Genomic DNA, 16,425 nt, shown 5'->3' with positions numbered 1-16,425 from the left:
GAAATCGGGCGGGGCGGGTAGGGAGTGTTTACTGTTGACTTTCTTCCTTAAAGTCTTTTTTCAGAGGCCGGTAACTTAAGGGTTCCAGGTCCATCCTGCCGCTCATCTATATGCTACCCGGCCGGTATTCGGTTTCAGATGCTTCCTTGAGTGCCGTACTCGGTTTAGAGATGAAGTCGGCATTGTCCCTGTCCAGTTTTCCTGACATCAGCCTTATGCCCATACCACTCTTTTCTTTATGTCTGACAGGAATGGCGGACTTTTTTATCTGTGAGCTACCTGGCCTGTACGAACACTTCTTATTGCAGAATCCCTTGCCTTGTTATATACTATACTGTCACTTCTGAGGTGTTCTATAAATTAACTTATTATTAATCAGCTAATTACTTGCGTATTTTCGAAAAAAGTCGTACCTTTACATATAAATATTGATATTACCTTATGAAGAAAACGACTACATATCGCCAATCAAAACAGGAGAGTCTCTTTGAAGAAGAGTTTACTCTCAAGGCTCTTTCCGCAATGGGCAACCCGCTGGAGCAGGTATCCGCTCTTGTTGATTTCGAATTCTTTCGCTCCACATTAGAGAAGACTCTACTCACAGAGGATTGTAAGACTTCAGCAGGGCGTAGACCAATAGATGTCGTTCTTATGTTCAAAGTCATATTTCTCCAACGTTATTATGGTCTGGGCGACCACCAGATAGAATATCAGATTATTGACCGCACCAGCTTTAGAGAGTTCCTAAACATACATACGGTAAGTGACGTACCTGACGAAAAGACGGTGTGGGCATGTAAGAATAAACTGGTCAAGGCCGGTGTGTTTGACACCCTGTTTGACGACTTCCGTCAATTGCTCGATGCGAAAGGTCTGAGCTTTAATGAAGGCAAGATTATTGACGCCACCTTCGTTGAAGCCCCCAGGCAGCGCAACACTCGCAGGGAAAACACTACCATCAAGAACGGCAAGGGAGATGAGCTTTGGAACGACAACCCACACAAGAAATGCCACAAGGACATTGACGCACGTTGGACTAAGAAACGGGAAGAGAAACATTATGGATACAAAGGTCATACGAAGGTTGACAAGAAATCAAAACTCATAGAGTCCTACCATACCACAGTATCAAGCATCCATGACTCCAATGTTATCTCGCAGCTTATCACGGACAAGGACAAAGGCCAGCGCCTTTATCTTGATGCTGGATATGAGGGCAGGGAAGATGTTGTCAAGGCCAATGCGATGCGTCCCGTCATCTGCGAGAAGGGACACCGCAATCATCCATTAACCAAGAAGCAGAAGAAACGTAACCGCAAGAAATCAAAGTGTAGATGCCGCGTGGAACACGTCTTCGGCTTCATTGAAGGAGCCATGCATGGTTCCTTTGTCAGAACAATTGGTATTGCCAGAGCAAAAGCGAGTTTTGCGCTCACCTGCCTTGTTTACAACATCTTTAGATATTGCCAAATCAACAAATATCAGCCACAACTTCTCTCTTGAAAAGGATAATTGTGTCTTGATGTCAAAAAATACATAAAAAATGAGGGGAATAAAACCATTTCTATAGAGAATGAAGGTCTCTTATGAGACCGATACCCCCATAACTGCATTATTGTGGGGATAACCCCACGTTAATATATGAATTAATAGAACCTACCTTCTCTTATTATCATATCATTAGACTTATATTGAAGACTTATATTGGCCAGTTGACAGCCGTCAGCCGACAGAAGTAACTGTCACCTCTCAGCTGTCAACTGTCAACCGATTACATAGGTTTCGTTATGAACCGTTTGTTCTTGCGTGCAGTCTCAATCCACCTTGGTACTATCGTATCAAGGAACTGCTTCTTCTGTTTCTTGAGCTTTGGCATATCCAGCCCAATATAAGACTGCGCTTTCGCCTTGGTAGAGATGTCGGGCAGAGGAATCTGACCTGTAAATCCGTGACGTGCTACGACACGAGCTATCTGCAGACGTGCATCTTTGGCATATTCCATGGCACTGGCGAGGAGTCGCATTACTTCCTGTGGCGCATGGAAGGCCGCACCATGGCTTGCTACGGCATAGTCCCAACGCCACTGTCCTTTGCGGAGATCGGACAATGCTGTCTGCATTTCCGCTTCCGTCGCTCCCTTGTCCCAGGCGAATTTTGCCTCGATATGGGCGGCGGCAAGCTCTCTCTCCACGTGTGTGCGGAAGTCGTAAATCTTCTGCTGGCGTTCGTAAACGTTCTGGCGCAAGGTCTCGGCATCCTGACGGTGACAGGTCTGGCAGGTACGGTCGATATGTGCCAGCGGACTCATCACGTGGTGGTCAGTAAATTTCACACCGCCTTCAGAGATGTAAGGCATATGGCAGTCGGCACAGGAGACACCGCGCTGTCCGTGGATGCCTTGCAGATAGAGTTCATAACCCGGGTGCTGAGCCTTGAGGATTTTCGTTTTGGAGAGCGGATTGATGTAATCGTAGAAGCCGATACTGTCGTAATATTCTTCTGCTGCCTCACACGTCATACCCTTTTCCTGAGGGAAATGGAGATAATTGCCATTTTCCTTTTCAAAGTAGTATTCCGTGTGGCACTGTGCGCAGACCAGGCTACGCATCTCCTGATGGGTGGCTTTCTTCACGTCTTTACCGACGCGAGCCCACGCCTCATAGAGTGCAGGACGAGCGGGACGAAGGTCCATTGTCCGTGCATCATGGCAGTCAGAGCAACCGATGGTGTTCATGACCTCTGGTCCCCAGTCGCTCCACTTGGCAGCATAGAATTTATCCGTTCCTTTCTCACGCATCAGGCGTGGAACGTCCGGTCCCTTGCAGGTCCAGCAGGTACCGGGCTGTATGTCTTCCTGTCCATCGACCCCTGGACTTCCTGTACGCAGGATCTTCCGCAGGTCTTCGATACAATGATGGTGTCCACGTGGCGTGTTATAGTCCCTTGAGAAGGAATACCCCGCCCACAGAATCACCATTTCCGGCCGCTGGGCCAGTACGTCAACCTCCTGAGAAGAGTTGTACTTGCTCACGAAGCTCGTGTCTTCAGTCATTGCCCACGTCTGGTATTCGCGTGGGAAGTCTTCTGCAAATTTCTCGTTCTGTGCGACGATGGAATCTGTCATCTGTGTCCGTCGGTTATTGAAAATGCTTGCCACTTCAGCTCTCCTTTCGAGCATGGATGAGCAGAGCAGACCAAGTACGAACACAATGACCATGGCTCCTCCGAAGAGCAACCAGCCTTGCCATTTCTTTAATGTTTTTGCCATAATTATAGGTTTTTGATTTTTATTCTATGGATGATTAAGCGGTGATGGGCGATGATAAGCGATGATGGGTGATTGATGATAAGCGATGATGGGTGAGAAGAGGGTAGTGGGGAAATTCAAGATGCGATGAGAATTCTTTACTCTCTCCCCAACGCTTTCTGCAGCCACTGCGGTACGGGAGACGGCGGCATAGGTTCTACGAACTCGGCTCCCGGCGTACTGGAGAGAGAGTTCTTGTTCATGTGAGCCACATCACGGTGACAGTCCCAGCAGGCTTTCCCCTCACCGCGTTTTGCTTCCATGTAGTCGATACGTCCGGTTTTGACAAACTCCTGGTTGAGCTGTTTGTGGCAACGGATGCAGTTGTCCATGATCACCTCAGCGGATGCTTTTTCTGCCTCGATAGACTGTGATTCACTGTGGGTCACGAAATAAGCAACATGCTTCATGCCATCCATTCCTTTGAAGGCGTAATGGGCTGCCATGTTGTTGTTCGGTACGTGGCAGTCGTTGCAAGTGGTGTTTCTGGCGTGTGCCGAATGTGACCATGTTGCATAGTATGGCGACATGATGTGGCAGTTGATACACGCTGCAGGATCATCACCTACTATATAAGTGTGTATACGGAGTAAATAAAGGAATAAACCTGTCAGTCCTACTATGATGCCGCATAGCAGTGATAAGGCGACTTTCTGCTTATATGACATACATGCCAGAAAATTCTCCAGCATACTTTTCATTCTTGTAAAGATGGTTTTTAGTTTCATAGGAATCTGACCTTGTTCGTTTTGCAAATATAGGTATTATATTTGAAACAGATTGTAAATGATTAAGAAATAATCATCATTAGTTATGATTTTAACAGATTTATTTGTTTTTCATCAAATTCCTCTTTTATATGGTCTCGGTAGAAGACGATCTGTCTGCCAGGTATGGATCAGTCTGATTTGGAAATGTCCGTGCATAAAAAATGCAGCTACAGTATTGTGTAGATACTGTAACTGCAGTTATTGTGAAAGCGGGTTGTCTGTTTACGCAGGGGCAGAAAATGTTATTTGTACTTCTGCAGGAATGTTTCGGCTTGCTTGTTGCCCAGTTCTTTTGCCTTCTGGATATTCCGGAATCCTTCTGCTTTCTGTTTATTCTCACACTGTGCAATGCCCAAGATCAGATAGGCGTCAGGAAGGGAGGCATCCAGCTGTATAGCCTGCCGTGCGGCACTTGCTGCCGCATCCATCTTGTTCAGACGCAGGAGAAGACTTCCTGCCTCAGTCGGATACAGTGGTTCTTTGGGGTCGAGGCGTGAGGCAATGAGAATATCCTGCAGTGCCTGCTGCCACATACGTCCCTTCACCTCACACTGTTCACGCATATAATAGAAGCCTGCACCGAGCCGTCCCTGATTGAAGTATTCGTAGGTGTAATAGTCCTGTATAGCCTTGCGATATTCGCCCATCTTCTCCAACTGCTGCCCCCGTGTATAGAAATAAGGTGCAGAAGTAGACACGTAGGGCGTATCGCAGAGTTCGATGCTCTTGTTGAGCAGGTCGAGAATCTCCTTGTCTGTAGCTCCCAGATGCTGTCGGCTCTGTGCCATCTCCAGATAAAGTTCGGGATTATTGAACTTTGTCCTGGTCAGTGCTTCAAACTCTGTGTAAGCCTTCTCATAGTCGCCTTTCGCAAAGATAATCTGTGCCTGAAGGTGACGGTAAGCGTCAACCTGCTTGATGGACTGTGCCTGCTGGATTTCGCCCAGAGCTTTGTCGAGACTCCATCCGACAGCCTTCACTTTCTCCTCGAGTGATGGGATGAGTACATTCTGATAGACAAGTCGGGCATAATTGTAGTGTGCTTCGTCCTTGGCCTTGGCTTTTTCTATGGCAGTCTGCAGTGTTTTGTCCGCATCGGAAATCTCTCCTTTTGCAATCTGCATATTTGCCAGAGCAAAATAGCCGTCGTTCGCCTGTGGAAACTTTTCTATGAAGTCTTTGATGACGGCCTCATGCACATTCTCTGGCTTCTCTGATGACAGCATTAATGCCACGACAGCTTCTTCCAAGGTATGTGGAAGACCGATACGGAGGCCGCTTTGGCGGAGGGACGCATCATTCTGTGACAACCCTTTCAATACAAAATCCTTGGGATAGTTTGCATCCGTTGCGCTTTGTGAAGTACCTGATATACTGAAGAGGCCGATTACCTGCCCTTTGGCGTTGACGACTGGAGCGCCGTTCAACTTATCGGTAGCAGCGGATGTCAGAATCGTATAATTGTATCTGTCCATGAATTTTTCGATACTTGAAGCATCGGCCTTCACAGCATTGCCGCTCTTTGTCATGGGGGTAATCCACAGAGATTCACTGGCAGAGACTGTTGTTGCCAGAGGTGCAGCCGAAGTTTTCCCGCTCACCTGAAATTTTGCCACATTGTAGATTTCATCGGCACCAAGCAGACACGCCACATCGTGTCGCTGTCCCTTCGCATCCACAATGACAGCTTTGTCAGCTCCGACAAAGGGCTTCCATGGGCTCACAGCAATACCGTCTGTACTGATACAGACGCCATTAGATGTTGCCAGAATGCTTCCATCAGCTTTGAAGGTGGTCAGTGTGAAAGCGGCATCAGCTGTTTTTTTTACGGTCCCAGGCTGTGCGACGACCGTTGTCAAGAAGCCCAGGAGAAAAGCGAAGGTGAGGGAAACCCTCTTTACAATCATATTCATTTTTTCTTTCATTGTATGCACTGTCATAAGATTGTTTGGTTATTTCTTACCGAGACTCAGCAGTTCGCGGGCATTCTGGAGGGCTGCGTCAGAAATGTCTGCACCTGAAAGCATCTGGGCTATTTCGCCTACACGCTGTTCTGCGGTCAGCTCATACATATGACTGCGGGTCCCTTCTGTAGTTTCTTCTTTCTCTACCTTATAATGTGAGTTTCCGAGAGCTGCTATCTGAGGCAGGTGGGTAATGGAAATTACCTGACGGTTGTTATTGCCCATTTCCTGCATGATGAGCGCCATCTTCTGTGCTGTCTTGCCGCTGACACCCGTGTCTATCTCATCAAAGATGATGGTTGGCAGTTTCACTGCACCGCTCACCATGGCTTTCAGCGACAGCATCACGCGTGCAATCTCACCACCGGAAGCCACCTGTGCAACCGGTTCCATGTCCGTACTTTTGTTGGCAGAGAAAAGAAACTGGACCTTGTCCGCGCCATCCATTGACAAAGGCTTATCCGATAAGTCTACTTTGAACCTGACGTTGGGAATGCCAAGTGGAATGAGCCGTCTGCTCATCTGTTCTTCTATAGTCTTGATTGCTTTCCGTCTACGGGCTGTCAATTCTCCAGCCAGCTTCTCACATCTAGCCAGCTTTGACTTCACTTCCTGCTCAAGCGCATCAAGTTCCTCATCACAGTTGTCTATATTCTTCAGCTGTCTTTCCATATCATTCCTGATTTCAATCAGCTCTTTCTCTGTGGACACATGGAACTTCTGTTCAAGTGCGTTTAATTGGTCAAGTTGTCGGTTGATATTGTCCAGACGTGACGGGTCGAAGTCGATGTTTACAGCTTCGCTTCCTATTTCATCTGCCATATCTTTCAATTCGATGTGTACAGAGGAAAGACGCTGTACCAGCTCATGTGCCTTTGGGTAAACGTTCTCTACCTTCTCAAGGCTTTCAAGACTTGCCGTCAGCTTACTGATAATGCCTTCATCATCGTCGTTCAAAAAATGGTCAGCTTCATAGAAAGCTGTCTTTATATCCTCTGAATGAGAGAGTGTTTTGCTCTCTTTTTCAAGTTCCTCCTGCCTGCCTTCCACCAAGTCAGCACTGTACAGTTCGCCGAACTGGAAGCGCATGAAATCCTCGTTTTCCTTAGCCTTGGAAATCTGCTCTTTTATTTCTGAAAGATGTTTCTCGGCATCTTTATAAAGCTGATACGATGATTGATACGCCGTCAGTTCCTTACGGTCCTGGGCAATAATATCCACAACATTCAGCTGGAAATCGTCTTTCTGCAGGAGCAGGTTCTGATGCTGTGAGTGAATGTCTATAAGCTGTTCGCCCAGAGTACGCATCATCTGCAATGAAACCGGCGTGTCGTTGATGAAAGCCCTCGACTTCCCTGTAGCTGTCACTTCGCGGCGGACAATCGTATCTTCTGGTTCAAAATCAATGTCATGCGCCTCAAAGAAAGATTCAAAACCATAATTGGAGAGGTCGAAATGAGCTTCGATGGTACATTTTTTTTCTCCTTGCTTTATCTGTCTACTGTCTGCCCTGTTGCCCAGAAGCAGGCCGATTGCTCCAAGGATAATACTCTTTCCCGCTCCCGTCTCTCCCGTGATAACCGAGAATCCAGAATGAAAGGCGATATCCAGCTGGTCAATCAATGTGAAGTTCTTTATATATAGATGTTTCAGCATATCTTTACTAACTTTTTGTCAATGCTAAAGGTGATGGAGTCTGGCTGTATGATTCCTATTGTTTGATTTTTTCCCATGTCGTGTTCTGACTGGCATTAATACCGAAGAGGATGTTATAAACCTGTTCTTTTTCTTTTTGCGTACCCTTACCTTTATATATATTGGCTAGCTCATCTTTCTTGTAGTCCGTCCATATTTGCGGTAACAGGCTTGTCGGACGGTTCTCGTGTGCTTTTTCCAATCCGTTTTCCAATGCAGTGGTAATATTCGTCCGGCCTCGTTCGGCATTATTGGCCATTTCATCCAGTCCTGTTCTATAGTAATCGTATTGCAGCTGGCGGAAAGGCCTCATAGCCCCATCAAGATAATCGTTAATGATGGCGAAGCGGTTGCGTGAATTGTCAAAGGCCTTCCATCCTGTAAAACTAAGGTTCTGCGCATTGTTCGTCAGGTTCATACAGCGTTGGAGAACATCTTCTCCGCCCATCGGTGAGAAAGAGTCAAGGTCCATCCCTATGATGAGATAGGCATAGTATGCAATCAAGGCCGTCAGCTGATTGTCTATATTTTCTTCGTTGAATTCTATCTGGTCGTACTGGGCAAAGGTGAAGTTGAAGTCACCGTCCTGATTGTTATAGAGTGTGGACGTGTAGGCTGCATTGTAGACAGGCCGGTTGGCCTGTATCAGGGCCGAGCAGGTGAACAGGTTGCTTCCCGGGTCATACTTGCTTACTGTAATATTAAAATTACAGCCTATACGCTCATTCCGCTGAAAGTTGAAGTGCGTCCACTGTCTTGTGTTGATAAACTGTTCCAAAGTCTGCTGGAGGTTGTCGAAGACCGATGCATCCGTACCTTGAATCTGACTATGATTCACAGTTACTTTTGCATTCAGCTCCTGTCCTTGCAGCGTATTCTTAGAGAATAGACACAAGCTCATCAATAATATCCCGAGCCACTTCTGTCTTGGGCTTCTTTGTGTAATGCTTCTCTCCTTCATTGTTGATAATCGTAATCTGGTTATCGTCCGACTGGAAAGTCGTCCCCGGAATCCTTGTGGAATTCAGTACGATGAAGTCTGCATTCTTCTTTTCAAGTTTCTTCCGGGCATTGCTCTCTTCCTCGTCAGTTTCCAATGCGAATGCCACGATACGCTGTCGTCCTCTTTTCATTCTGCCTATTTCGGCGGCAATGTCCTGCGTCGGTTTTAATTTTAGCAGCAGTCCATCGTCTTTCCTTTTGAGTTTCCGGACAGCAATTTCTTCTGGGCAGAAGTCGGCAACGGCGGCACAGAGTATGGCGGCATCGCATTGGGGGAATACCTGTGTCGCAACTTCAAACATCTCACCACTGCTCTCTACGTCAATACGGCGGATTCTGCCAGAGCAGGAAAGGTTTACCGGGCCGGCGACAAGTGTAACTTCTGCTCCTCGCCGGCAGCAATCCTCTGCCAAAGCAAAGCCCATCTTACCCGACGAATAGTTGCCTATGAAACGTACGGGGTCTATCTTCTCATAGGTCGGGCCTGCGGTGACAAGGATACGCTTTCCTTTCAGCTCACTGATATCCGCTTTTATTTCAGTTGGACTTGAGAAAAAATCCTCCATAGCCTTCACGATATTCCCCGGTTCTTCCATTCTTCCTTTTCCTTCCAGTCCGCTGGCAAGAAATCCGCTGGCCGGCTCAATGATATGATTGCCATGACTTCTCAGGATTTCTATGTTCTTCTGTGTCGAAGGATGTCTGTACATATCCAGATCCATTGCCGGAGCAACAAACACGGGAGCTTTCATAGAGAGGTAGGTTGTAATGAGCATATTGTCTGCCACTCCGCCGGCCATCTTCCCCAGAGTAGAGGCTGTACAGGGCGCAATAAGCATGGCATCTGCCCATAGGCCAAGGTCTACGTGAGAGTTCCATGTTCCGTCCTTTTGTGAGAAGAACTCGCTGACAACAGGTTTATGTGTCAGTGCGGACAGTGTGACCGGTGTGATGAATTCTTTGCCGGCAGGCGTAATGACGACTTGTACCTCTGCACCATCTTTTATCAGTTCACGGATGATGAGGCAGCTCTTGTAAGCTGCGATCGACCCTGTTATGCCTAATACTATATTCTTTCCTTTCAGCATTTCCTCATTTGTTGTTAAACTCTCTCAACCGGATACGTGTCAGAACCTGTTTCGTGTTATAGGTGAAGTCGCCTGCCAGCATCCAACTGTAATAACCTGGATCTCTGTGCAATACTTCTGCCACGTCCCAGCCTCTGTATTTCCCGAAGTTGAATACCTCGTGACGACGTGGCCTGCCGGCTGCATCAAGCAGCGTATTTCCGTCTTTGTCAGTCATCTCTTTCCATACCATGCGTCCGGCAAAGTCAACAAAATTGTTCATACGTGAAAATTCGGCCAGCTCATCCATATCGTTGGCCAGCACACGGTCGGCTTCTTCCTGTCGGTCCGGTGAATACATGTCGAGTTCTCCCTGCAGTACACGCCATGTAGCCTCTGTGTCCTGGTCGGCCTTATGCGCCTCGAAGTCTTCTTCCATTTTTCTGCCACAGTAAAACTTATATGCTGCAGCGAGGTTGCGGCGTTCCATCTTGTGATAGATGTTCTGCGCATCTATCAGCCGGCTCTTCGAAAAATCAAAGTCTACTCCTGCACGTAGGAATTCTTCTGCCAGCATCGGTACATCAAAACGGTTGGAATTGAAACCGGCGAAATCGCAGCCAGTGAATCTGTCTGCAAGTTCCTTTGCTTTCTGTCTGAAGGTCGGTGCATCTGTTACATCCTTGTCCGATATGCCTGTCAACTGTGTTACTTCAGTAGGAATCGGCTTTTCGGGATTGATAAAGATGTTCTCTCTTTCTTCCTTTCCGTCTGGAAGAACCTTGATGAAGGAGATTTGGATAATCCGGTCGTTGACAAGGTCAAGCCCTGTCGTTTCCAGGTCGAAGACAACCAGAGGTTTTGTCAAATTCAGTTTCATATCGTTGGTCTATACCACAATATATAATAATTGTAAGGGAGAATAGCCATATAGTAGAAGAAACACAGCCATTCTCCCGGTAAAATCTGTTCAGCTTATGCTTGTCAGTCGTTCAGCAGCATGGGCATAATCAGCATGAGAACATCCTCATTCTCAGGTTGTACAGCTGGTACAATCACACCTGCACGTGAGGGGTCTGCCAGCTGGATGACCACGTCGTCACTCTCAAGGTTGTTCAGGATGTCAAGCATACTTGATCCCTTGAAGCCTATGCTCATCGGATTGCCGCCATACTCGCAGACAATGCTTTCCTTGGCACTTGTTGAGAAGTCGATGTCTTCGGCATTAAGTTCCAGCAAGCCTGATGAAACGTGAAAGCGGATCAGCTGTGAAGAGTCACTTGCGAACGGAAGCACGCGGCGCAGAGCACCGATCAAGGACTTGCGGTCGATGGTAACCTGATTAGGGTTGTCCAATGGAATCACGCTGTTGTAGTTCGGATATTTCCCTTCTATCAGCCGGCAGGCCAGGTTGCCCTCTGCAAAAGACACTTCTGCTGAACGGTCGTCGAAACGGATAATGACATCACCGCCGTCTTTGGACAGTACGTTCTTCAGCAATGTCGCTGGTTTCTTGGGCAGTACAAATGCCGCAGGGGTCTCACTCTTGACAGAGAAATTCCTGTTCCTGACCAGTTTGTGACCATCACTGGCCACGATGGCAAGACCATCTTCCTTCAAGTCAAAGTAAATGCCATTCATCACCGGACGAAGCTCGTCCTGTGCTGTTGCAAAGAGCGAACGGGTCAGACTGTCCGAGAGCTTTTCCGCCCCGATGGTGACAGTAGTGGCTGTCTCAGACATCGGCTGTACCTTGGGGTATTCGTCTGCACCGAGGATGGGGAAATTGTACGAACCATTCTGATAGGTGACATAGATTTTCATCTCCTCCATGTTCACATTCAGTGCCAAAGGCTGTTCGGGCAGTTCTTTCACGGCATCGAGAATTGTGTGATTGTTCACGGCAAAGTCGCCCTCGCCTTCGCAATTCTCAAGATTTAATGTCCCACGCATGATATTCTCACTGTCTGATGCAGTAATCGTAAGCTGTCCATCGTGAACTTCAAACAAGAAGCAATCCAGGATTGGAAGGGAATTCTTGCTATTGATTACTCGAGAGAGAGTCAACAAACGGCTGCTCAAGGCAGTACTTGAAAGGTTAAATCTCATTAGTATCTATTTTAGTTAATATTTTCATTTTGCTTCATATTTGTCAAGCCGACAGAAGCCTTCCCCCATCGTCTCGCCACTTCAACGTACAAAAATACGAAAAAGGGATGTGAAAAACAAAAAATAGGTATAAAAGTTTCGGATTTTAGAACTATTTTAGTAATTTCGCAGACAGTTTATAGTAATAAAATAACCAAAACAAGTAGATAAATGGATTTACAAGGAAAAGTAATTGCAGTCCTTCCAGCACGTGAAGGCACTTCAGCTCGCGGACCATGGAAGTCACAAGAGTATGTCATTGAAACACATGATCAGTATCCAAAGAAAATGGTTTTCAATATATTCGGTGCTGACAGGATTGAACAGTTTGCCATCAAGGCCGGCGAAGAAATCAATGTCAGCTTCGATATAGATGCGCATGAGTATAATGGCCGTTGGTTTAATAACGTCCGGGCATGGAATATCCAACGGGTAGATGCTGCGGCGGTGCAGGCAGGAGTTCCCCCCGTTGCTGCTGCTCCAGGCCAGCAGGCTGCCCCTTCTTCTGCAACGGCACAGACAGCTCCGTTCCCTCCGGCACAGCCTGCAGAAGACTCCACTGACGACCTGCCATTCTGAATCGGCAGTTTCGGGTCTCGGCAGCTTTCGTTCTGTATGTTTCCGTTTCCGATACTGTCCTTTTTCGGGATAAGGCCCTTTCTGAGTATATAGCGGACTGCACAGATTTCGTGGAGACTGATTGTAGACGGAGACGGGATCGGGGTAGGGCGCCTGCCTGATATTAAAGACAGGTTGTATCAAGATGTGAGGATGCACGGCTTGTCCGTGTGTCAACGGGTTTCCTTCAGGAATGCTCAGACTATGTGTTTCTGTGGATTGTTACCGTCAGTCATTTTGGTACAGCCTTTTTTCTTTTCATTATATTATGGTATATAACAGGGAAGGCTGTTGTTCTCTCTGTTTTCAATTGGGGGAATAAGAATAAAGTCTGTGGACACGATTAAATTTGTCATAAGATGAAGAAAACAGCATTGATTACCGGAGCCACCAGTGGTATTGGTGAAGCCTGTGCTCGCAGGTTTGCAAAAGGCGGATACGATGTCATTATTACAGGACGCAGGGTACAGCACCTTGCCACATTGAAAAAAGAACTTGAGTCGGAAGATGTGCGGGTGTTGGCTGTAGCGTTCGACGTACGGAACCGCAAGGCGGCGACAGCCGCCACCAACAGTCTGCCTCCCGACTGGCAGCAGATTGATGTCCTTGTCAACAACGCAGGCCTGGCACTTGGCCTGGAGCCTGAATACGAAGGGAGTTTCGACGATTGGGAGACGATGATCGACACCAATGTCAAGGGACTTCTGACGATGACACGTCTTGTTGTGCCAGGAATGGTGAAGCGGAACAGCGGACATATTATCAATATCGGCTCTGTAGCTGGCGATGCAGCCTATGCCGGCGGCAATGTCTATTGTGCAACGAAAGCTGCCGTGAAGACAATAAGTGACGGGCTCCGTATTGACCTCGCCCATACGGCAGTACGTGTGACCACCGTTAAACCGGGGTTGGTAGAGACTCATTTCTCCCATATCCGCTTCCATGGTGATGATGTGCGTGCCGGTAAGGTTTATCAAGGTATTGAACCCCTCACAGGGTCCGACATTGCCGATGTCGTCTTTTATGCAGCCTCAGCCCCTGCACATGTACAGATTGCCGAGGTGCTTGTCCTTGCGACTCACCAGGCAAACGGCAGTGTCATGTATCGTGAACCGTAAAGACAGGTCGGCCCGAAGCTTCTGCCGTATACCGATATGAGAAAACAAGACAGATATATGGCAGATGGAAGCGACGGACGTAACAATACGTTCCATAGGCAATGCTGTCCGATAAAACATAAGCAGCATGATTTCCCATGCGTAATCTCTTTTAAACAGACAAATCCACACTCTTTTCCGGAAAGACAAGCCCCCGGACCAAAGAAGTTCTGCCGGCACAGCTTTTCTCCGGCCACAATTTGCCCCCGTTCCAGCGACAGATTGCATGGAGCGGGGCATCAGCACGACCGGTGTCTGCCGACAACTCCATGAGTGACGGGCATCAGCACATCTGCAGGAAAGGCCTGTCTATGCCTGTGGCCATGATGTATAGTAAGACACTGACGGCCGACTTACATGGGAAATGTTTACCGGGCAGCACTGATTCCATGCAGAATCTATGCTTTTTTTAGAATGTTTTTTCTGACTTTCTTTTCCTGTATGAGTTTTTTTCTCTAAATTTGTAGCATACAAAACGAACAAGAGAATACAGATTTATGAGAGTCGGACTCTTCATCCCCTGTTACGTCGATGCACTTTATCCGCAGGTTGGCGTAGCTACTTACAGGCTTTTGCGGAAGCTGAAGATAGATGTGGTCTATCCAGAACGGCAGACCTGCTGCGGACAACCGATGGCAAACGGAGGCTTCCAGCGTATGTCAGGGCATCTGGCCGAACGTTTCGAGGATGAGTTTAAAGAATTTGATTATGTCGTCACTCCAAGTGTTTCGTGTGCCGCTTTTGTACGCATGAACTATCCGCAGATACTTGACCACGACTGCCGGACACCCGAAAAGACAATGGAACTTGTGGAGTTCCTGCATGATGTGCTGAAGATAACGGAGCTTCCAGGCAGTTTTCCCCACATTGTATCGGTGCATAATTCCTGCCATGGCGTACGTGAGCTGGGATTGAGCTCTCCGTCCGAATTACAGGTGAAACCTTTCAACAAGATTATAGATCTGCTTGAACTGAAAGAAGGCATTACCGTAAAAGAGCCTGAACGGAAAGACGAATGCTGTGGATTCGGAGGAATGTTCTCGGTTGAGGAGCCTTACGTCAGCAGCAGGATGGGGAATGACAAGGTAAAAGCACACATGGCGACCGGTGCTGAAATCATCACCGGAGCCGACTGTTCGTGTCTGATGCACATGCAAGGCATATCGGCCAAACAGAAATATTCAGTGAAGTTCATGCACGTGGCCGAGATACTGGCTGCAGGGGTATGAGACATATATAATAAGGTTGAAGCGCAAATTATCAGCATGTCAACATATCATTCAAAAAGAGCAAAGGAGTTCCTGAAGAATCCCGAAGGGAAAATTTCCCGGCATGATCAGACTTTCTGGTCGTGTCGTCAGAAGCGTGACGCAGCAGCGGCTCTGCTTCCCGAATGGGAAGAACTGCGCGATCAGGCCAGCGGGATCAAGGCACACACGATTACCCATCTTGCCGATTATCTGGAACAGTTTGTGACGAACTTGGAGAAGAACGGCGTTATTGTCCACTTTGCCAAGGATGCACAGGAGTTCAACGAAATAGCATACGGTATCCTTGAAACTCATAAGGCGAGGAAGCTGGTGAAGTCGAAATCCATGCTGACGGAGGAGTGCGGATTGAATTCCTATTTGATGAAAAGAGGTATTGATGTCGTTGAGTCTGACCTCGGTGAGCGCATTCTCCAGCTGATGCATCTGAAGCCTGCCCACATTGTCATGCCGGCAATTCACCTGACACGTGACGAAGTAGGGGAGATGTTTGAGGCAAAAGGCATATCCAAGGATATTGGCAATCATGACCCTACCTATCTTACCTATTGTGCCCGCCAGAGTCTCCGCAAAGACTTTATAGATGCTGACGCAGGGATGACGGGCTGTAATTTCGGTGTGGCGGCTACAGGCGATTGTGTTGTCTGCACCAATGAGGGGAATGCGGATATGTCTACTTCTGTTCCGAAATTGCACATTGTAGCCATGGGACTGGAAAAGGTCGTCCCTGACTATGCCTCACTGGCAGTATTCCACCGTTTGCTGAGCCGTAGCGGGACAGGGCAGCCAGCCACGTCATTCACCTCTCATTTCCGGAAGCCCCGTCCGGGAGCAGAGATGCATGTCATCCTTGTTGACAATGGGCGGAGTGACATGATTGCCGATGCCGAACACTGGGAAACCCTGAAGTGTATCCGCTGTGGCGCCTGTATGAATACCTGTCCTGTTTATCGCCGATCGGGAGGTTATTCCTACAGTTACTTTATTCCCGGTCCTATCGGTGTCAACCTTGGTATGCTGAAAGATCCCAGAGCACACAGTGGAAACGTATCGGCATGCTCTCTCTGCCTGAGCTGCGATTGTGTATGTCCGGCTAAGGTGGCACCTGGCAGTCAGATTTATCGATGGCGCCAGAGACTGGAAAATTATGGGACAGAGAACAAAGAAAAGAAGGTGATGGCGGAGGGAATGAAAGCCGTCTATGAGAACTATCATGTCTATGACGCACTCCTTCGTAATTCATCTGTGGCTAACCATATTCCTGCGGTGTGGGCAGATATAAAACTGAATCCGTGGAGTATCGGGCACACCTTGCCGCACTTTGCCAGCAAACCATTCCATGCCATCTTCAAACAGGCGATGGAGGAATTGAAGAACGGGAAGTAATTGTGTTCTGCCCATCGTCTCCCCATCATCGTCCAACAGTCAA

The 16,425-nt window shown here is 47.7% G+C and carries 13 protein-coding genes; 5 read left to right on the top strand and 8 right to left on the bottom strand.

All coding sequences use genetic code 11. The features are described from left to right. Positions 1-441 precede the first annotated feature (441 nt). Complete coding sequence (locus DYH27_RS04465) at positions 442-1,503, top strand: IS5 family transposase (protein ID WP_004352316.1); 1,062 nt, start codon at positions 442-444, stop codon at positions 1,501-1,503. 268 nt (positions 1,504-1,771) lie between these two features. On the opposite strand, the gene nrfA is transcribed toward DYH27_RS04465, so the two are convergent. From nrfA to dnaN, 8 genes are all read right to left on the bottom strand, one after another. Next, positions 1,772-3,268, bottom strand: a complete 1,497-nt coding sequence (gene nrfA / locus DYH27_RS04460; protein WP_025068108.1) for an ammonia-forming cytochrome c nitrite reductase — start codon at positions 3,266-3,268, stop codon at positions 1,772-1,774. A gap of 137 nt (positions 3,269-3,405) precedes the next feature. Next, entirely contained in the window at positions 3,406-4,035 is a 630-nt protein-coding gene (nrfH, locus tag DYH27_RS04455; protein WP_025068107.1) for a cytochrome c nitrite reductase small subunit, read from the bottom strand. A gap of 284 nt (positions 4,036-4,319) precedes the next feature. Beyond that, the gene (locus tag DYH27_RS04450; protein ID WP_025068106.1) at positions 4,320-6,002 is read right to left on the bottom strand and encodes a tetratricopeptide repeat protein; all 1,683 of its coding nucleotides are present in this window, start codon (positions 6,000-6,002) and stop codon (positions 4,320-4,322) included. Between the two features lie 27 nt (positions 6,003-6,029). Next, entirely contained in the window at positions 6,030-7,697 is a 1,668-nt protein-coding gene (gene recN / locus DYH27_RS04445; protein WP_025068105.1) for a DNA repair protein RecN, read from the bottom strand. A gap of 55 nt (positions 7,698-7,752) precedes the next feature. Continuing rightward, positions 7,753-8,637 carry a type IX secretion system protein PorD gene (gene porD / locus DYH27_RS04440; RefSeq protein ID WP_025068104.1) on the bottom strand — a complete coding sequence of 295 codons (885 nt, stop codon included), beginning with the start codon at positions 8,635-8,637 and terminating at the stop codon, positions 7,753-7,755. Continuing rightward, positions 8,615-9,826 carry a bifunctional phosphopantothenoylcysteine decarboxylase/phosphopantothenate--cysteine ligase CoaBC gene (coaBC, locus tag DYH27_RS04435; protein WP_025068103.1) on the bottom strand — a complete coding sequence of 404 codons (1,212 nt, stop codon included), beginning with the start codon at positions 9,824-9,826 and terminating at the stop codon, positions 8,615-8,617. Before coaBC ends, porD begins: the two co-directional genes overlap by 23 nt. 4 nt (positions 9,827-9,830) lie before the next feature. Beyond that, positions 9,831-10,685 (bottom strand): 3'-5' exonuclease, encoded by an 855-nt coding sequence (locus tag DYH27_RS04430; protein WP_025068102.1) that lies wholly within the window; start codon positions 10,683-10,685, stop codon positions 9,831-9,833. A gap of 104 nt (positions 10,686-10,789) precedes the next feature. Further along, a complete protein-coding gene (dnaN, locus tag DYH27_RS04425; RefSeq protein ID WP_004352113.1) occupies positions 10,790-11,914 on the bottom strand; it encodes a DNA polymerase III subunit beta in 1,125 nt (374 codons plus the stop codon). Positions 11,915-12,124: 210 nt separating this feature from the next. On the opposite strand from dnaN, the gene DYH27_RS04420 reads away from it, so the two are divergent. The 4 genes from DYH27_RS04420 (at position 12,125) to DYH27_RS04400 (ending at position 16,382) form a co-directional block, all read left to right on the top strand. After that, entirely contained in the window at positions 12,125-12,532 is a 408-nt protein-coding gene (locus tag DYH27_RS04420; RefSeq protein ID WP_004352203.1) for a DUF3127 domain-containing protein, read from the top strand. 398 nt (positions 12,533-12,930) lie between these two features. Continuing rightward, positions 12,931-13,689: an SDR family oxidoreductase gene (locus tag DYH27_RS04415; RefSeq protein ID WP_025068101.1), complete on the top strand. Its 759-nt coding sequence runs from the start codon at positions 12,931-12,933 to the stop codon at positions 13,687-13,689. Between the two features lie 536 nt (positions 13,690-14,225). Next, positions 14,226-14,957 carry a (Fe-S)-binding protein gene (locus DYH27_RS04405; protein WP_004352193.1) on the top strand — a complete coding sequence of 244 codons (732 nt, stop codon included), beginning with the start codon at positions 14,226-14,228 and terminating at the stop codon, positions 14,955-14,957. Positions 14,958-14,993: 36 nt separating this feature from the next. Further along, positions 14,994-16,382, top strand: coding sequence for a lactate utilization protein B (locus tag DYH27_RS04400; RefSeq protein WP_025068100.1), 1,389 nt, complete (start codon positions 14,994-14,996; stop codon positions 16,380-16,382). Positions 16,383-16,425: the final 43 nt, after the last annotated feature.

Source organism: Prevotella denticola, assembly GCF_900454835.1.
GTDB lineage: Bacteria > Bacteroidota > Bacteroidia > Bacteroidales > Bacteroidaceae > Prevotella > Prevotella denticola.
Note: the sequence above shows the minus strand (reverse complement) of the source record. Positions and strands in the feature narration are given on the sequence as shown.